A 17,960-nucleotide genomic window follows, 5' to 3' on the forward strand; every position below is an offset into this window, starting at 1 on the left:
TACGGGAGTTGCTGGAGAAAGGGAATGCTCACTAGCTTGAGTCTTCGCTTCTAGCCATTCCTTTAAAGAACAATAGAGCCCTGCTGGAGCTACCAGTAGGGCTCTATTGCTTTTCAAGATAGTGTTATTGGCGACGAGCAGGGCGTCCGCGAGGTGAACGCTTTTTAAATGCAGACGCTGCTTTGGCTTGTGACTTAAGAATAGAGTCAACGGTTAGTGGCATAGGTTCTTTAGGTTCAAGGCCATGAGGGAACGTACGAGCTCTTGGCGGTAAGTTGTATTCTTCTTCGCTCGCGCGTGGCATGCGCTTAAAGCGATAAAGGTAAAAGTTTTCTAATTTTTCTCTCGCCCATTCGGTTTTCTTTAAATACTTCACGCTACTTGCAATCGAAGGCTTAGTGTTAAAGCAATTAAAACGCATTGCTGTATCTAGAATGTCCCAGCCGTAAAAATCTACTAACTCTTGCAACATAGTCTCTAGCTTTAACCCGTGCAGTGGATTGTTCTGTTGCAGCTCGATTCTCTCTTCGTCAGTCATCATTTTTAAGGGCCTTACTCATTAAAGGGCGGAGTTTAACAAAGTATACAATGCAGAGATATCTATAGTTACTTTGCGGTGGATGCGAGCACAGTGCTCTCTACCTTGAAAGTATAAATCGGAATTAGCCGTTCTACTTGGCTCTCTGCTCAAAAATGACTCATAAAAGTTCAAGCGTCCTAGCTCGATGTTAAATTATTGTGTAATAAGTGAGATTTTTGTTGTTCTTTTACTAATGTCTAATATTCCTACCCATAGCAACACATGCTTAATAAGCTCAAAATCAAAATTGGTTCATGCCGCTTTCTTAGTATGGCCTAGAAGTTTGATGTGGGTGTTGTCTCGTATTGGTCGAAGGCCTGTCTACCAAGCGAAACTCTAGTTGACGTAGTTCAACGTTGAAACATAAAAGGATGACTCAATGTCTGACAAAAGTAAGACTTTTTACAGGGATGTGCGCAAAAAACCGCATGAATTTGAAAACCGAGAAGACTTTCTAAATCATGATTTAACCGTCATGAGTTTCCGTCGCTGGGGAATTCATTTGCCCTCACGTGATTACAGTATTGAAATCGAAGACTGGGTACCGGCATTAGCAGCAACCATTGGTAAAGTGGTTATGGTCACTGCCATGGTTTCCGCTTTTGCTGCTCAGTTTGGTTTATCTCCGGAATTCATTGCAGAAAACGTGCGTTACGAATTACTTATCGCTGGAGCCCTGTTCGTCATCCTGTTTTCTGCCATCCTAAACCCGAATGCAAACTTAGCGGGAACCCATGGCCCAATGATACCGCTGATTCCTATGATTGCAGCTGCAGGAGGGCACCCTCTCGCGCTAGGCTTGATGGTATGTGTTTTTGGGTTAATTCTCGCCTTAACCAAAGGTGGCTCTAAACTCATGACTCTGACTGGTATCGGGGTTCGAGGAGGGTTGTTGATCTACCTTGGTGCTGTTGGGTTGCTCGGGCAAATTAATAAGACGGAAGCGTGGGCTGCAAGTACGGACCAAGGTTACATTTCGTTTGTGGTCATAGGTCTAACCGTTATGGTTTACGCTTACTTAGCCAAGATCAATAAACGTTGGCTCGCTATCCCATTGTGCTCTGCACTCGCGGGTATTGTTGCTTATTTGATGGGCGCTGAGTTTGCTTTTACCACAGAGCCGGGCCTGCCTAATTTCAGTCCATTTTACTGGTGGGGTGAAAATACTGGTTGGCAACTAGGCTGGCCAACTCTAGAGCACTTTATTGCCGTGACTCCATTTGCTCTATTGGCAGTCGCTATGTGGTCCCCTGATTATCTCGGCCATCGTGTGTTTCAAGAACTTAACTACCCAAAAGAAGCGAAAGGCGTACTCATGGATGTCGACGACACGATGGTCGGAGCGTCTGTTCGTCAGGGGGTTGGTTCACTATTAGGTGGCGGTAATTTAGCTTCTTCTTGGGGTACGTACATGATTCCAGCCGCAATTGCCAAACGTCCTATTCCAGGTGGCGCACTGTTAACGGGTTTCATGTGTATTGCGGCGGCGGTAATTGGCTACCCAATGGATCTAGCAATGTGGGAACCTGTTCTGCGCGTTGCTTTGATTGTGGGTGTATTCTTACCACTTCTTGAAGCGGGTATGCAGATGATCCATAAACATAAAGATTCACTCAGTGCAGGTATCTGTATTTTTGCCTGTGCATTCGTTAATCCAGTCTTCGGTTGGGCAATCACGATGCTGTTGGATAACCTCGGGCTAATCGGCGACCATGAGCGTGCTAACGAACTATCGCGCAAAGATAAATATCTGATTCCTGGCACTGCGTTTATCGTTTGTGCAGGCTCCCTTGCTATTGTTGGTCAGCTTCCAGGCATTCCAGCTCTTATCGGTTAATCGAATTATGCTCTAAAGGTATAGTGAGAACAGTGAGTAAAGGGACTTGCTTCTTAAAATAGTAGACAAAAACAAAAAGCTACCTAGTACCAGGTAGCTTTTTGCATGTAGGGTTAGGCTACGGAGTTAGGCTATATGAGTGATTCAATGCCATATTTTTTGCCGTAGTGTTCAACGACAAAATCAATGTCTTTGTCACCGCGGCCTGATAGGTTGATTAAAATCGAGCCGGTTTCTCCTTGCTGCGCGAGTTTAATCGCGTAAGCGACAGCGTGTGAGGATTCAATAGCAGGAATTATTCCCTCTTCACGAGACAGCTCAAAGAAGGCATCAATCGCTTCGTCATCACTGATTGAGCCGTAATTGACACGGCCAATGTCTTTTAAGTAACTATGCTGAGGTCCAACCGATGGGTAATCCAAGCCACTTGCTACAGAGTACACTTCCTGAGGTTCGCCTTGCGCATCTTTAAGCATGTAAGACTTAAATCCGTGCATGATACCTGGCTCACCGAGTGTGAGTGTTGCAGCATGCTCGCCAACCTTTTGCAAAGAGCGGCCCGCAGGTTCAACGCCATGAATGGCGACTTGTTCATCCTCTAAGAAAGCAGTAAATAGCCCCATCGCGTTAGAACCACCTCCAACGCATGCGACGAGATTATTGGGTAACTTGCCGGTCATTTCTTTGAATTGAACTCGTGCTTCGTTACCGATAATTGATTGGAAATCTCGTACCATTTTAGGGAATGGGTGAGGGCCAACGACAGAGCCTATCGCATAAAGCTGTGTATCAGGATCTTTCAGATAAGCTTCGAATGCAGAATCTACCGCTTCTTTGAGGGTTTTGCGCCCATGAGTGGCAGGAATGACATTAGCACCAAGGATTCTCATGCGGACGACATTCGGATGTTCTTTGGCGATATCAACTTCACCCATGTAAATGTCGCATTTCAAGCCAATCAATGCCGCGGCTGTAGCAAGCGCAACACCGTGTTGTCCTGCGCCAGTTTCTGCAATTAGTTTCTTCTTACCCATCTTTTTAGCGAGAATGGCTTCTCCTAAGCAGTGGTTAATTTTATGTGCGCCTGTATGGTTTAAGTCTTCGCGCTTTAGGTAGATGTCTGCTCCGTATTTTTTAGACAAGTTTTCCGCATGGAAGATTGGGCTAGGTCGTCCAACAAAGTGCTTATACAGGCGAGCGAGTTCCGCTTTAAATTCAGGATCTTTGCTGCATTCCTCATAAGCTGCGTTGATGTCATGCATGATTTGTTCAAGCTCAGGTGGAACAAAGCTACCACCGTATTCACCAAAGTATCCTTCTTCGTTGGGCATAGTGAGATCAAACGAGTTTTTCATTATTTACATCCTAGTTAACGAAAGTATTTATACTTTTATACCCAAAATTTAGAAGTGGTTGTGTGATCAGTTGCTTAAATCAGAGTTCGCGATCTAGTGCACTAGTTAAAAAGTACAGCTTGTGTAGGGGATAATAGTTGTGATGTAGAATCAGGTGGTTTGAATAGGTGCAAAAAAGCCTCGAGAGATCCTAGGCTGTCATAAGAACCTCTCGAGGCAAACAGAGTGCTGGAAATACACTCTGCGATGGTGTCTGGAAACAAAAATTAGATTCGTTTCCTTTGTCAGATATTAGGGTTTTAGAATGAGTCGATGTCAGCGAAATGTCACAAGTTAATTGCGGTATTAAAAGCTTATTTTTTATTTTTGATTAATGGATTAGAAAGTAACCTAAAACAGGCTAACCTACCGCGTGTTCCGCATTTTTTAAGTTGAACATAATCTTTCTTTGTTTCGAATCGGTGTCTTTAACCAACACGTGCACTTTGGTCCCTAAAGTAAACGTGGCGCTCTGGATGGAAATTTTTTGTTTGACTGCATCAAATTCGAACTCACCATTTTGGAAAGTTGATAAAGGAATGAGACCTTCGATTCGGTTTTCCTCTAACTCAACAAATGCTCCGAAGTGTGTGACTCCACACGCTGTCCCTATGAAGTGTTGTCCGATAAATGGCTTCATGTAATGACATTTCAGTGCAAACTCAATCTCTCAGCTAGGGATAATGTGCTCGTAATTATTAGAATTTATTTATTGAGCAGATATATTTAATTTCATTTTTTCTCTTATATTCGCCAATCGCTTTTATTTTATAAACTTTATTTTTATGAGCAAAGCATGAAGCGAAGTGATTCAGATATGAATGAGATTAATTTAGTTCCAAACTGGAATTGCAAGGTAGGTTGTGTGGTTACCTAAAGATGTATACCAAAGTGACTTTATTGAAAGTGATTTGGGTATATAAACTTAGATAGAGAATAGTAAGGGCAGTAATAAGTGGAAGGGGATTGTGGCACCAACAACATTGATGCCACACAAAGAATTACAGTGCAGTTACTTCAGCTGCTTGTAAACCTTTGTTACCTTGTTCAACAACGAACGATACTTTTTGGCCTTCAGTAAGAGTTTTGAAGCCTTCAGAAACAATAGAACGGAAGTGAACGAATACGTCATCACCGCCATTGTCTTGAGAAATAAAACCAAAACCTTTAGTTTCGTTGAACCATTTTACTGAACCAGTTAATTTATTAGACATAGATACCTCTATATTTGATTGTTTTAAATATTGAATTTTTAGCTAATATCAAGTGCTACTATATGATTTTAGAGATAACTATTTTGTCGCAGGAACGTAAACGAGGAATTCGATGTGGAACTGAGAGAAACTTTGATCTTTAATTACATTAATAGCTCTTTCCGTAAGAGCTGATGTGCAGTATACCGACAAAATTAATAAAGGCTAGCCTTTTCTTTTTTATTTTTTGAGTATACCAAGCGCATTGCTTTCAAAGCATACGCTTGGTGTATAAGACGGCGTGTTGTTATAGGTGGCGTCGAGCGCTTAGTGTTTTCTGGTTGGGCCGTTACGAACGATGTCTTTACCATTGTCATATACGTGCTGCGAAACCCAGCGGCCAAGGAGCAATTGGTGCTTTTCTCCTAATACGGCAACAAATGGACGGCCATCGGTATTTGAGGTGGCTAGCGCAACGCCAGTGACACCTTCAAGACCCAGAGCGCCGCTTTCTACTAAATGCAGAAATGCCTCTAACTCTTCAATCGTTTCGATTACATGGTTATCAATATTCATTGTATTCAATCTCTTCGAATTGCATTGCGGTCGCGTACTCTACCTAAGTTAAGCGTGGAAACCAAGTTTCTGCGCGAGTCATGTAATGATAGAGCCTCGTCCTGCCACTAATCATCGATAGTTAGTCTCGATAGTCCGGAACTTGTCTAGATTCAATAAAGTGAAAACCCTCGCTGGTTAGACATGAGTCACATAATGTTGTCTGGTTTATCTCATCAATACTTTTGCTATTGGATGGGGTGAAGGGGAGTGCAATAATTTGTAAAACTCTTTTCCTAAAGGCTGTTATGAAGAAAGTCCTGATTACCGGTTTTGAACCTTTTGGTGGTGACGCCATTAACCCCGCCTTAGAAGCGGTCAAGCAATTAGAGGCTGTGGCCATAAAAGGCGGTGTGATAGTTACTTGCCCAGTCCCCGTAGTTCGATATGACTCGGTGAAAGTCGTTATTGAAGCAATAGAAGCGCACCAGCCAGACTGTGTAATTACTGTAGGGCAAGCGGCCGGGCGTAGCGCGATAACCCCAGAACGTGTCGCAATTAATGTCGATGATTTTCGTATTCCAGATAACGTTGGTTATCAACCGATTGATGAACCCGTGGTGGCTGATGGTCCTGATGCTTACTTCTCGACACTGCCGATAAAGCGTATTGTTCAAACGCTGCAAAAGCAGGGGATACCTAGCCAGATTTCCAACAGTGCCGGAACATTTGTATGTAACCACCTTTTTTATGGGATCCAACATTATCTAAAAGACAAACCTATTCGTCATGGGTTTGTTCATATCCCATTATTGCCAGAACAAGCAGTAGATGGCAGTCAGCCTTCCATGTCTCTGGAGATGATAGTCGAAGGGCTAAGGCTGGTGGCGCAAGTTTGTATTGCCAATGAAAACGACATATTGGTCAGCGGCGGGTCGATTTGCTAGTAAGTGCTTTACAGTCCACTAAGTGTCTGAAAGCTAGTAATAAGTTCATCGTTTGATGTTGTAATAAATGTTAGCTTTGTCAAATTTCACAAGTAGCGAAAGGAGTAGCATTGAACAGTCAGGTTGGATGTTGTTCAAACTGGCACTCCCCTAATACAGGAGGTATTAGGGGCTACCCTTACGAAAGGCGAGTTATCATGAAAAGCAACAAAAGTAAGTCTATCGCACTTATCTCTGTCGTTGTTTTCGCATTGGCTATCGCTGCGCTTAAATTCGAAAACACACTCGGAGTTCTTCCCATTGTAGTCGCTATTATCGCGTTTTTTGCCTGCGTCATTTACACCAGTATGTATCTTTCTGATATGAAGCGTTCAGAGTTGATAAGTCACTCTGATCATTCTCAAAAAATGTATACCCACGCATCACGCAATGAGCTTGATGAGCGCGATAAAAAGCGTTGAAGCGAGTCACATTCTCCGTATACTTTGCTGGAGCATTAATGCACTAACGTGTCGGAGATAAGCATGTCAAATCGAGTACCAACCAACATACTGACCGGATTTTTGGGTGTCGGTAAAACGACCACGATTTTAAATCTACTGAAGAACAAACCGGAAAACGAAAACTGGGCGGTTTTGGTCAATGAATTTGGTGAGATTGGCATCGACGGTGCATTGATGACCGACCAAGGTGCGCTGATTAAAGAAGTGCCGGGTGGTTGTATGTGCTGCACTGCGGGTGTGCCGATGTCGGTAGGTATCACCGCATTATTGCGTCAAAAACCGGACCGTTTATTGATTGAGCCGACAGGCCTTGGTCATCCAAAACAGGTTATCGCGACGCTTACCTCACAGCAGTATGAACCTTACGTTGATCTTAAAGCGACGATTGTCTTGGTTGATCCGCGTAACTTAAGTGATGAAAAGTATCTTTCTAACCAAAACTTCGTGGACCAGTTAGACAGTGCAGATGTGGTTATTGGTAGTAAGGTTGACCTATGTTCCAGCCACGACATTGATGTGTTTAATGACTGGGTGACGGACCAATCCCCTTCAAAAGTATTCAGTAAGCTTATTCATGACGGTGAGTTGCCGATAGAAGTCTTGGATATTGAGCGGGTTTACGGCAGCGCTTCTTCCCATATCGAGTCACATCATCATGACCACGCTCACCAAGAGCCTCAATTCCAGTTGGCGCCTGGTGAAGCCTTTGTGCGCAAAGAGAACAAAGGGCAGGGTTATTTTAGTTGTGGGTGGTTGTTTGGGGCAGAGTATAAGTTTGATTTTGAAAAGCTTTTCTCTATGCTTTCGGACTTGACCGCAGAGCGTGTTAAAGCAGTGGTCAATACGGATCAAGGTTGTTACGCGTTTAATGTTGCCAACCGAGTCGTGTCGGTGAATGAAATCAGCTTAGAAGGCTTTGAATCACGATTAGAAGTGATAGATTCTCAGCTGTTGCCATGGGATGAGCTTGAGCGAATTCTCCTTCAGTTATCTGGCATCAAACATTAGATCGCACAAAGGTTAAACGAAAACGGTGAACCATTAATGTATCTGTGCTCACCGTTTTTTCTTTTGTAGGATTTCAATGAGAAAAGTGAGATAAATCACTCAAATTCGGGTATAGTGCACGGCTAAATTTTTAAAGCTATTTTTAGTGGTTTGTTTAAGGAATACGCTCAATGTCATTTTCATCTCAAGGTTTTGCGCCAGAAGTGGTTAAAGCACTGGCAGAATGCGGTTATGAAAAGTTAACGCCAATTCAACAGAAGGCGATTCCAATGGCTCGCAAAGGCCATGATATTTTCGCTACAGCACAAACAGGTACTGGTAAAACGGCTGCGTTTTCTCTGCCTATGATTCAGCAGTTGCTAGACAGTAACCGTAGCGCTTCTCGTAAGACTGCTCGCGCACTTATCTTGGCTCCAACTCGTGAGCTTGCTGAACAAATTGCTGATAACATCAAAGCTTACACGAAGTACACGAACCTGTCGGTGGCTGCGATTTTCGGTGGCCGTAAAATGTCTTCTCAAGTAACGGCATTAGAAAACGGTGTAGATATCCTAGTGGCTACACCTGGTCGATTGGAAGAGCACATTGAACAAGGTAATGTCTCGGTCGCACACTTAGAGTTTTTAGTGTTTGATGAAGCAGACCGTATCTTGGACATGGGCTTTATTCACGCAGTACGTAAGATCATGCTAGATGTGGATACTGATCCGCAAATTATGATGTTTTCCGCAACGACTTCGAGCCAACTAAATCTGTTAGCAAAAGATATCCTGCGTAAGCCTAAACGTATTGAAGTTGAGCGAGCGAATATGACAGCACAGACAGTTGCTCACGTGTTATATCCAGTTGATCAAGAGCGAAAAACGGAACTGCTTTCGGAGCTGATTGGTCGTAAGAACTGGAAACAAGTGTTGGTATTTGTGAACTACAAAGAGACCGCAAACGAAGTGGTAAAAGAGCTGAAACTTGATGGTATCAAAGCGGTGGTTTGTCATGGTGACCGTGCTCAAAGCGCTCGTCGTCGTGCGCTAGAAGAGTTTAAGTCCGGTAAAGCACGTGTCATGGTGGCTACCGATGTCGCTGCTCGAGGTCTAGATATTGAAGACTTACCTCATGTTGTGAACTATGACATGCCTTTCTTAGCGGAAGATTACGTTCACCGAATTGGTCGTACAGGCCGTGCAGGTAAGCAAGGCCATGCTGTTTCATTTGTAAATCGAGATGAAGAGCTCACGGTGGTTCAGGTTGAAAATCTGATCCAGCAACGCATTCGCCGTATTGAGCTTGCAGGCTATGAACCAAAACAGCGTGAATCTTACATTGAAAAGCTGCACTCAAAACCAGCATTTAAGAATCGTCAAGGTCGTCGTAATAATCCGAACCAGTCGGCAACAGACCAAGGGTCGGCAGAGCGTCGTCTTGCTATGGTGAAGCGCCTGAAAGCGCGTCGTGGCGCAAAGTAAATTACATCAGTTTGTGATGAAAAGAGCCCCTCAATTGAGGGGCTCTTTTTGTTTGCCGTTTCGCGTTAATTTAGGCCAAGCATATTGGGTTCACCACGATAAATAATGCGATCGTTTCCTCGGTGAATACCAAACGTAACAATGACGGGTGGGTTTTCCTCTTCACTTGTAGAGCTATCCCAGTCGTATTTCAGCCAAGGGATGCGATTGCCTGAGCTGTCTAAATCTAGGTGGAATTGTATTTGCTCTCGCGCTGAGTCAATTTGGCTTGCAACGATATCGGTCATTCTGCCAATACTCATCGTTCCAACGCCAGAAAGCAGGGCGTTGTTTGCTGGCGCATGAGACCAAATTGGCGTGCTGAAGTAATATTCACCATTCGCCGTTGTTGAGCTGTCATCGAAGTTAGTCGTAAATCGACCGTTTTGCCAAGTTTCTACAGCAAGTGGCACTTTGATCACCATGCCTTGGTTGCCACCTACATCTTGAAAGTTCAAACGACCGAATCGAATGTCTGGTTGTTTTGTGAGCACTTCGCTATCGTCGAAGAAGTTTACCTCATCAACGGCTTTTACTGAGACTAAACCTATTTGGCTGATATCACTATTAGTCTCGGTATTGAATGGACCATCAGGATATTGCTTATCTGTCGTGTTCTTTTTCCAGCATGGGCTATTGTTACAAGTCGCATTGGTCGAGGGCTTCTCTATAACAAACGTTCCAACACTCGCGCTACCCAGTAGTTTCCAGTCTACCTTCTTAGGCTTAGGCGGCAAAAACCGATCGGAGTATGAGCTTAGCTCGCCTAAATCGAAATGTTGTTGAAGGTTAGACGAAAAGTGGACGTAATTCTTCACGTTTTCCTTATTCGCATTGAGTGCGACAACATCGTAAGTGACTTTCTCAAAAGGTTGATTCATGTAAGCAAAAGTTTGGCCATGTGGGTAGTGCCATTCTTGGTCTTGCACTTGAAAATATTTTGGGTAAAAACGACCAACGTAACGATAGCCTTCGTTCACAGTCATACCTAGATATTTACTTTCTAGGTTTGCTTTTACTCTCAAGCTCCCGACTTCTTCCCAATATAATCCATTAAAGACGAATTGATCATTCTTGGCTGAATTATGCGCCTGAGCCAGTGAGTCACTACTTTTTAGCAATTTTGAGGTTTGGTTCGCTGTCTCTGATGGCGTATGTTGCTCACTCGACAAGACAACCGATGCTGCTGGAGCGTCATCAAGCGTAAAATTACGGGTGATAGAAGCATCACAATAGCGTGCTGATTCAACAGACCCACTTACAGAGCCGTCAGGTTGCCAAATGATTGGTTTCACCGTTAGAGAGAAAAGTTCTCCGGCAGCAAGAAACCCTTCTCCTTGTTCAGAGGTGCCAGAAGGCAAAGCACGTTGGTTGTCACAAATAGCGAGTGTCCATGGTCGCGAGTGCACATTAAATGTCCCTTTCACTTCCACTTTGCCTTCTTCTGGACATTCTTCAAATCCCTCACATTCAAAATGATCGGACAATGTCACTTCAAATATGCCGGACTCGTTCGTGATAAGACCATGTTCAGACAAGCCGTCTTTAAATTCCGCTGAATAGCTAAAGTTTCCTTCACTTCCTCCTAATGGTTGAACCAATGGATGAAAAATCTTAGGCGTACCATTGTAGTTGCTTGCCACTACAGGTTCGCCGGTGGAGGCACAAGCAAGCAATCGCGTATGCACGTTTTCTGGTTTACCTGCAATAACGCGTATTTCATTTAAAGTTGCGCTTTTCGTCTTTGAGTAGGCCTCAAACATAAATGGCGTAAACATAAAGCGAACAGTTTGATGCTTGCTCGTGTCTTTCGCCATAGTGAAAGTTAGTGTGTAGTTGGTATCTAACGAGATCGTATCAATATTATTCGGAACCACTCGAACAACAAGTTCACCATTCTCGTCAGATATAAATTGGTTGGCTCCTAATGTCTGCTGACCTTTAACCACCTCTAAAGTGAACAAGTCAGGGTGTGATAGGACAGCACTGACTTCTGCGCTTACAACTTCTCCATTATTGGTTGTTGTTGCTGTAAATTGCGGAAGATCGTCGCCGCACATCAGTGCCATGTCGTCCGATGGTGTGACGCTTAGGTTTAAGTCGTTCTCCGATGGAGGCTGCATGCTGCAATTCGGAACATCTTGAGGGGTGATTGGACAGACTTGGGAAGAGTAGTGACAATCAGCCTCGCCCAATCCACAGTATTGCGTGTATTTGTTGTCTTGTGCTTTCGTTTGTGCACTTCCTGGCGTTTGTTGGATTTCACCACAAACTTGACTAGGCTGATTTGGAGCGTTGTTGAAGTTCAATGTTTGGAAGTATTTAATTGCTGCGGTGGAACTATAGAATGAGCCACTTAATGTAGCTGACGATCCTACAGATTCAGCCGTACCATAGATCGACATATCTTTTATAATCAGAGATTTGTGCGCAGAAACATCACCGACGACAAAATGGTCTTGTAAAGGATGGTTTGTTTTTAGGTGTAGTGTTTCGCCTTGTGATTCGACCTTACCACAGATGTTTGTATTAAATATATTGGTCGTGCTGTGAGTCAAAATGTCACCAATAATGGTGTTGTACTCACCATTAATATGAAGGGCCTCACCTGTTAGCTCTATATCCCCATCGATGAGAACGTTATGCAGCTTTGTTGGATAAGCCGATAGAAGATCACCATAGATAACAGTGTGCTTGTTTTGGTAATCGTCGAGGTTTGATGCTTTCTCATTGTTAACCGTTAATCCGGTAGCGAGGGCGTGTAGAGAGATACGTTTATTGGGTTCACCAATTGTATTATTCCCCTCTAACACAATTCCATAATCTGCTTTTAATGTTATCTCTTTTTCCGGTAATGAGGAGACAATTTTATCACCAGCGGGTAGGACTAGTTTCCCTGTACAGAGATAAGTCGTGCCATCGCTTTCGATACTAAAACTCTTGTGTGAGCAAAGTTGACCTAACTCAGATAGATCTTTTACGTCATAAGTGGTGGCGTGTGAGGTTAGCGGTAAAAAAAGAACCGCAGTGAAAATACTGCAAAGACGCATCATCAAATGTCCTAATGAGTGGAACAAGATGGCATCAAGCGAGCGTGAGCAAATGCTCACTGAAATTGGAATAGCTGCGGTACTTTTTTGTTCTGAAGCCGCTTAGTTATTGAACTTTGGTTATTTTTTATTTCGTATGTCATACCAAAGTTTAGCGGCCTTATTACAACGTAAGTGTCAGGTTAGTTCAAGAGGCAAGTGTGATGTGTGTCGATTTATATGTGTAACTATTTGTTAGTTAAGGATAATAAGTAAGCATGTTGGTTCAGAATCAGGAAGGACGCGATCCTGATTCTGAACGTTTACAACGCTAGGCAGCGTGAACGATGAGTGGAGCCATCTGATATAACTCTTCTAGTATGGCTTTCGTTTGTCTCGAATACACCAGACAATCTCGATCTCCAACGAGCTGAATTGCTCTCACTTTACCTGCAACCAAACATTGCCTAATCGTGCGTAGAACCATTTGGATATCAATTTCTGACGCGCCATCAAGGCTGTTTTTGGTTTTTAGAGATCCAAGGTCGATACTAATGATTATTTGGTCGCAGTGGTCTAGGTAATTGCCGATCTGTTGCTTAACATTATTGCGATGACGAAAAGAAAACTCTTTATCGGTTACCCAGTCACAACCTTGATCCTCCGCGTATTCCCACGTTTCTTGCTTTGTATCTTGTTCGCTAACACCAGCAAAAAATAATCGCACGTTTTGATAGCGAGAAAGAGCAAAATGGAATGCCGAGCCTAAACGTGGTTCAAGTGTTGGTTTCAAGTTCATGTCATGTCCAATATTTACCACACCCACTTCGTCTCGATAGGACACGACCACAGGTAACATGGACAAGATTGCCTCGGTACAGTTAGTTACTAAAACAGGAATTGAGTGGCGAGAAAGCGAAAGGCTTAACGCTTCTTGAAACTCGCCATTCTCCAGTTTGTCGTGGTTGAAGTGCCCATAGTTTTCAGCGGTTTCATGATCATGTTGTTGGTAAAGCCAATCACTAGCATTTTCCAAATTTTGGTCAGCTAATTCAAACGCACCCTTCGACATAGGAGGTAAATACTCGCACACTGTCATAAAAGAAAAAGGGTAATGTTGCGGCTGTTTCACTGTGTGATGGAGTTTATAGCGTTTGAAAAAGCTTAACATGATGAATTACCTTTCTGGTGGTAGTGCCCTTGCCGCTTGCAGTACATGTAAAATAATGCGCTGCTTATCCTTTTCGACTCGGTGGGCCGGAGCCATCACCGAGACTGCGCCAATCAGTTTGCTTCCTTTCATTACCGGTGCGCTAATACCTGAAACACCAGGGTCAATCTCAGAAGTACTGACGGCATATCCGTGTTTACGGATGGTTGTGAGCTCTTTTTCCCACTCGTCGCGTCGGTGATCTTGATTAAAGTATCTCAAGATTTTCTCGCATCGACTTTGAGGCATAAAAGCGAGCATCACTTTAGATGAGGCACCGCGCAGCAGAGGTTGACTTTGACCCTGGACGAAGCTGCAACGCAGCGCCTGCATACTTTCTTTCTGTCTGACACAAAGCGCACGATAACCCGCTGGTACCATATAAGCGGCCATTTCCCCGGTTTGTTGTACCAACCTAGCCAGTATGGTTTCGACCATGTCGAGTCCATGTTGCGCGGTCTCATAGCTGTGCATGAGTAATAATGCCGCCGGACCAACGACAAATGTCTTGTCGTGAACGCTTTCTTCGATCAAGTTCCATTCTTTAAGCAGTTTTAAGTGTCGGTAAAGGCTGCTTAAAGGAACGTTCAATTGCTCGCTTAGCGTTTTCGCAGAAACTGGGAACGGACTAACTGCAACTTGCATTAACAACTGCAGTGATTTTTCGTTTACCTGGTTAGCATTAGCTTTGTTTGTCGTCATGAGAGTGTTGTAACGTGTTGTAGGAGTTACGACAAATATAATTCTTAATCACTGAGAAAAGAAAAATAATTTTAATGGGTAATTCTTACATGATGAGAAACAGACAGGTAAAGACTTTCGCAAGTACCGATAGACATAACATGGTGTCGAATTAAAGTCTCAGGTTTGAGGCGCTTGATACTAAATTGGAACAGGAGTGAATAAGACATTGTTTAGTTTGCGGTATTACTCAGCGTTTCGCATACTGAGTTAATCCAAACAAATAATGTTAAAAAACGTGAGTTGCTAGCGGGTATCGGAATCGAGGTACCATCTCAGTAAATCGGTTTTATAAAAGGTTACTTTTATATGCTGAATAAGGCGATTTTTAAAAAAGCCATCATTTTTCTTCTGCCTATTCCCTTGGTTATTGGAGAGGTTTTGTATTTAGCTCGTGAAAGCGTGCAAAACAATCTCAATCATTTATTAGAAAAAAATGTGCAAATTGCAGATGAAATTTTATTCCAAATAGAGACAGAAAACCGCACGGCGTTGCTACACCCTGAACGATGTGAAGAGCTCCAGCAAAGCTTAATGTTTGAACGAGATATTGAAGAAATGCTCATTGTGAAAGAGGGAGTCATTACTTGTTCTTCGAAATTGGGAAGTATCTCTAAACCGTTAGCTGAGCACATCGCCTTTCCCAAGGGACAAACGCTAGCGCTTGGTAGTGTTGATAGCTTGTACGATCAGTTCTTGCTAGTGGTAACGGAAGGAGAGCGGGGTTATCAAGCCGTAACGATTATCGATCATGACTACTTTAATGCGACAATAGGGTTTAACAACGATTTACGCCTAAAACGCTCTGCGCTGTTTATCCATGATCAAGTTTCACCAGAAGGAGCATTAAGAGCGGGAAGTAATCCTATCGGTATCAAATCGTCGCAAATGTTTGAGTATGAAGCTTTGAGTGAAGCCAGCGATCTTTTCGTCAAACAGAGAACACTTTCCTATTTTTTGTACTCAATTCCAATTATTTTCGTGATCTACCTTTGCTTGTATGCGTTGAATAAGTTTATTGATCCTCATCGCAATTTGATACTGGATCTTAAAAGAGCGATAAAAAGAGGAGAGTTGACCCTGTATTACCAACCGCAAGTTAACGTTGATACCGGCCAGTTATTCGGGTTTGAAGCGCTAGTGCGATGGGAGCATCAAAGTAAGGGGTTCATTTCTCCGGATGAGTTTGTCCCTGCGGCAGAGCAAAGTGGATTGGTTTTTTTACTTACTGATTTCGTTCTGGATAAAGCGGCAGAGGACTTCAGTAAATTAGGCTTTGATCAGCCTGTCCACCTTGGTATTAACGTGCCGCCTGGTTATTTAGTCGGACCAAACGCGATCAGAAAAATTCAATTGCTCGACAGACAGTTGAGCCGAAACAAAGTCTCATTAGGGGTTGAGATAACGGAGCGTCAGCTCATTGATTCAGAGGCGAGAAAATGCATTGCAGCGCTGCGAGTGCATGGTATTGATGTGCTGATCGATGATTTTGGAACTGGCCAAACCTCGTTAGCATTTCTACAGCACATGCGCATAGATTACTTAAAAATCGATAAGTGCTTTGTCGAAACCATTGGTATTCCTAGCCTTAGTGCTTCTGTCTTAAAAGCGATGGTTCACTTCGCGGAAGAATTACAAGTACAATTGATCGCTGAAGGCGTGGAAACCATAGCGCAAGCTGAACACTTAAAGCAGATGGGAGTGAGATATCATCAGGGATACCTGTACTCCAAACCATTACCTTATGAGCAGCTTGCGCAGCGAAGTCATTATGATTGGTAGAGATTAGCTCTATAACACTGAGCATTTTCATCAAACACAAACTCTAACTCATTTTTGATGCTATCTAAGCGGTCTTCTTGGTAGTGAGACACATACAATAGTTGGCTTAAATTCTCTCTAGCGATGAGTTCAAGTGTGTTCTTAACTAACCGTCTACCCAAAAAATCTAACCCTTGATACGGCTCGTCCAAAATCAATAATGTGGGTTGTTTCACGATGGCTCTTGCAATCAGTAATAGTCGCTGCTGGCCGTACTCTAATTGCTTAAATGAGGTTTTTTTGTACTGGCTCATATGTAAGATATCGAGCCACTCGTTTGCAATATCCATCTCTTTGCGAGTTGGCTGGTTATACAACCCGATCGAATCGTAAAATCCTGACAAAATGACTTCTAATGCGCTGCAATTGACTCGATATTGGAGGTGTAGCGCTGAAGACACCATACCGATATGCTGCTTAATTTCCCAGATTGTCTCGCCAGTACCACGCTTTTTACCAAAAATATCAATGTCATTGCTGTAGCATTGCGGATGATCGCCAAAGATCAATCCAAGTAAGGTACTCTTTCCACAACCATTTGGACCTTTGACCTGCCAATGTTGGCCCTTGTCTATGCGCCAGTTCAAGCCAGTAAAAATCTTCTTATCGGTGTATTCAACAGCCCCATTCTTTAGTTCAAATATTGGGTTGTTGAATGGTGTCGAGTGCTGATGCTGACGTATCAAGCTCATCATTTCTTCACTCTGTTGTTCTGACTGAGATTTAATTTGTCCAATGATTGGATGATTATCCCAACTGGACTTATCCATTGTACTATCAAGCTTTCCTGCACTGAAAAGCGCGATGCTATTGATCCACTCAGGCATGTCAGATTCGCGAGAGAAGGTTATGAGTAGTTGCACATTTTGAGAAAGCGAGTGTAAATAGCGAGCGAGAGCAGCTCGGTGCGCAATATCTAAGCCAGTAAATGGATTATCTAGTAATACTAAGTCAGGTTGTGTGGCTAAAGCTCGGGCGAGCATTACTCTTCTGGTTTCTCCGGTAGAGAGAACACGGAAGCCACTATCTTTAAGATGACTTAGGTCGAGATCATTAATTAGCTGTTCAGTTAAGTTGGTGTCTTGGCTCTGCTCTAGGATTAATGAATAAACAGTGCTCCCTTGGTCGATACGATCAAGAAAATCCGTATCATCCTTTTCTAATTCTCTTTCCAGTAATCGCTGTTGCTCTGATAACGACACTTGCGCAACGGACAGCCCATTTAGCTCAATTTCCCCACTATCTGGTGACATTTCATCACAAATAAGGTCTCCAAGCAGAGAGCCAATATCTCCATCCGCGCTGAATATCCCCCAAGACTGCTGAGTGTTAATTTTCCAATCGTCAATAAACAAGTGTGTCGTGTTTCTCTTAGCTGCAAGCTGACGAAAGTGAATAGTCATTGCGTTTGTCTTCCTTGTTTTCGTTTTAGTGGATTACTTATAACAATTTACGAACTCAGTACGGAAGCGCTTTTGTGTATTAATTTTGAACAGTGCTCAGTCTTGTGCATATTAACGAAGCCTTGTATTAGAGGATAAAAATGCGACTAGAGTCATTAAGTAACAAGTAAACTTGTCAATAATTTTGTTTTATTTTTGAATCAACCTATCATTATGCATGTATATGTTATGCTGATG

Annotated in this window: 14 protein-coding genes and 1 pseudogene; 6 read left to right on the plus strand and 9 right to left on the minus strand. The window is 43.1% G+C overall.

Annotated elements, in window-relative coordinates; all coding sequences use genetic code 11:
- Positions 1-124: 124 nt before the first annotated feature.
- Positions 125-541 (minus strand): VF530 family DNA-binding protein, encoded by a 417-nt coding sequence (locus R7R78_RS06235; RefSeq protein ID WP_005375544.1) that lies wholly within the window; start codon positions 539-541, stop codon positions 125-127.
- A 418-nt stretch (positions 542-959) separates the two neighbouring features.
- Here R7R78_RS06235 and R7R78_RS06240 point away from each other — a divergent pair, with 418 nt between their 5' ends.
- On the plus strand, positions 960-2,417 hold the full coding sequence (locus tag R7R78_RS06240) for a DUF3360 domain-containing protein (protein WP_005386175.1): 1,458 nt from the start codon (positions 960-962) through the stop codon (positions 2,415-2,417).
- A 131-nt stretch (positions 2,418-2,548) separates the two neighbouring features.
- On the opposite strand, the gene trpB is transcribed toward R7R78_RS06240, so the two are convergent.
- The 4 genes and pseudogenes from trpB to R7R78_RS06260 form a co-directional block, all read right to left on the minus strand.
- Positions 2,549-3,772 (minus strand): tryptophan synthase subunit beta, encoded by a 1,224-nt coding sequence (gene trpB / locus R7R78_RS06245; protein ID WP_225473280.1) that lies wholly within the window; start codon positions 3,770-3,772, stop codon positions 2,549-2,551.
- A 400-nt stretch (positions 3,773-4,172) separates the two neighbouring features.
- Positions 4,173-4,481: pseudogene (locus R7R78_RS06250) on the minus strand (S1 RNA-binding domain-containing protein); the annotation flags it as partial.
- Positions 4,482-4,812: 331 nt separating this feature from the next.
- Positions 4,813-5,025 carry a cold-shock protein gene (locus tag R7R78_RS06255; protein ID WP_005375644.1) on the minus strand — a complete coding sequence of 71 codons (213 nt, stop codon included), beginning with the start codon at positions 5,023-5,025 and terminating at the stop codon, positions 4,813-4,815.
- A 306-nt stretch (positions 5,026-5,331) separates the two neighbouring features.
- A complete protein-coding gene (locus R7R78_RS06260) occupies positions 5,332-5,580 on the minus strand; it encodes a hypothetical protein (RefSeq protein ID WP_005375646.1) in 249 nt (82 codons plus the stop codon).
- A 287-nt stretch (positions 5,581-5,867) separates the two neighbouring features.
- Here R7R78_RS06260 and pcp point away from each other — a divergent pair, with 287 nt between their 5' ends.
- From pcp to R7R78_RS06280, 4 genes are all read left to right on the plus strand, one after another.
- Positions 5,868-6,506: a pyroglutamyl-peptidase I gene (gene pcp / locus R7R78_RS06265; RefSeq protein ID WP_225473283.1), complete on the plus strand. Its 639-nt coding sequence runs from the start codon at positions 5,868-5,870 to the stop codon at positions 6,504-6,506.
- A gap of 197 nt (positions 6,507-6,703) precedes the next feature.
- A complete protein-coding gene (locus R7R78_RS06270) occupies positions 6,704-6,967 on the plus strand; it encodes a hypothetical protein (protein ID WP_017635759.1) in 264 nt (87 codons plus the stop codon).
- 63 nt (positions 6,968-7,030) lie between these two features.
- On the plus strand, positions 7,031-8,017 hold the full coding sequence (locus R7R78_RS06275) for a CobW family GTP-binding protein (RefSeq protein ID WP_225473284.1): 987 nt from the start codon (positions 7,031-7,033) through the stop codon (positions 8,015-8,017).
- A 170-nt stretch (positions 8,018-8,187) separates the two neighbouring features.
- Positions 8,188-9,480 (plus strand): DEAD/DEAH box helicase, encoded by a 1,293-nt coding sequence (locus R7R78_RS06280; protein WP_154203928.1) that lies wholly within the window; start codon positions 8,188-8,190, stop codon positions 9,478-9,480.
- 65 nt (positions 9,481-9,545) lie between these two features.
- On the opposite strand, the gene R7R78_RS06285 is transcribed toward R7R78_RS06280, so the two are convergent.
- From R7R78_RS06285 to R7R78_RS06295, 3 genes are all read right to left on the minus strand, one after another.
- Positions 9,546-12,572 (minus strand): DUF6701 domain-containing protein, encoded by a 3,027-nt coding sequence (locus R7R78_RS06285; protein ID WP_225473285.1) that lies wholly within the window; start codon positions 12,570-12,572, stop codon positions 9,546-9,548.
- 307 nt (positions 12,573-12,879) lie between these two features.
- A complete protein-coding gene (locus R7R78_RS06290; protein ID WP_213960757.1) occupies positions 12,880-13,719 on the minus strand; it encodes an arginase family protein in 840 nt (279 codons plus the stop codon).
- Positions 13,720-13,725: 6 nt separating this feature from the next.
- Positions 13,726-14,460 carry an IclR family transcriptional regulator gene (locus R7R78_RS06295; RefSeq protein ID WP_005386192.1) on the minus strand — a complete coding sequence of 245 codons (735 nt, stop codon included), beginning with the start codon at positions 14,458-14,460 and terminating at the stop codon, positions 13,726-13,728.
- 348 nt (positions 14,461-14,808) lie between these two features.
- Here R7R78_RS06295 and R7R78_RS06300 point away from each other — a divergent pair, with 348 nt between their 5' ends.
- Positions 14,809-16,281: an EAL domain-containing protein gene (locus tag R7R78_RS06300; RefSeq protein WP_005386194.1), complete on the plus strand. Its 1,473-nt coding sequence runs from the start codon at positions 14,809-14,811 to the stop codon at positions 16,279-16,281.
- Here the strand turns inward: R7R78_RS06300 and modF are convergent.
- Positions 16,269-17,723, minus strand: coding sequence for a molybdate ABC transporter ATP-binding protein ModF (gene modF, locus R7R78_RS06305; protein ID WP_054574373.1), 1,455 nt, complete (start codon positions 17,721-17,723; stop codon positions 16,269-16,271). The genes R7R78_RS06300 and modF overlap by 13 nt on opposite strands.
- Between the last annotated feature and the right edge of the window lie 237 nt (positions 17,724-17,960).

The sequence above is a fragment of the Vibrio sp. 2134-1 genome (genome assembly GCF_033339495.1).

What these genes read in the sequence shown, in the direction of transcription:
- R7R78_RS06235 (WP_005375544.1), bottom strand. Translation starts at nt 541, where the DNA reads ATGATGACTGACGAAGAGAGAATCGAGCTGCAACAGAACAATCCACTG.
- R7R78_RS06240 (WP_005386175.1), top strand. Translation starts at nt 960, where the DNA reads ATGTCTGACAAAAGTAAGACTTTTTACAGGGATGTGCGCAAAAAACCG.
- trpB (WP_225473280.1), bottom strand. Translation starts at nt 3,772, where the DNA reads ATGAAAAACTCGTTTGATCTCACTATGCCCAACGAAGAAGGATACTTT.
- R7R78_RS06255 (WP_005375644.1), bottom strand. Translation starts at nt 5,025, where the DNA reads ATGTCTAATAAATTAACTGGTTCAGTAAAATGGTTCAACGAAACTAAA.
- R7R78_RS06260 (WP_005375646.1), bottom strand. Translation starts at nt 5,580, where the DNA reads ATGAATATTGATAACCATGTAATCGAAACGATTGAAGAGTTAGAGGCA.
- pcp (WP_225473283.1), top strand. Translation starts at nt 5,868, where the DNA reads ATGAAGAAAGTCCTGATTACCGGTTTTGAACCTTTTGGTGGTGACGCC.
- R7R78_RS06270 (WP_017635759.1), top strand. Translation starts at nt 6,704, where the DNA reads ATGAAAAGCAACAAAAGTAAGTCTATCGCACTTATCTCTGTCGTTGTT.
- R7R78_RS06275 (WP_225473284.1), top strand. Translation starts at nt 7,031, where the DNA reads ATGTCAAATCGAGTACCAACCAACATACTGACCGGATTTTTGGGTGTC.
- R7R78_RS06280 (WP_154203928.1), top strand. Translation starts at nt 8,188, where the DNA reads ATGTCATTTTCATCTCAAGGTTTTGCGCCAGAAGTGGTTAAAGCACTG.
- R7R78_RS06285 (WP_225473285.1), bottom strand. Translation starts at nt 12,572, where the DNA reads ATGATGCGTCTTTGCAGTATTTTCACTGCGGTTCTTTTTTTACCGCTA.
- R7R78_RS06290 (WP_213960757.1), bottom strand. Translation starts at nt 13,719, where the DNA reads ATGTTAAGCTTTTTCAAACGCTATAAACTCCATCACACAGTGAAACAG.
- R7R78_RS06295 (WP_005386192.1), bottom strand. Translation starts at nt 14,460, where the DNA reads ATGACGACAAACAAAGCTAATGCTAACCAGGTAAACGAAAAATCACTG.
- R7R78_RS06300 (WP_005386194.1), top strand. Translation starts at nt 14,809, where the DNA reads ATGCTGAATAAGGCGATTTTTAAAAAAGCCATCATTTTTCTTCTGCCT.
- modF (WP_054574373.1), bottom strand. Translation starts at nt 17,723, where the DNA reads ATGACTATTCACTTTCGTCAGCTTGCAGCTAAGAGAAACACGACACAC.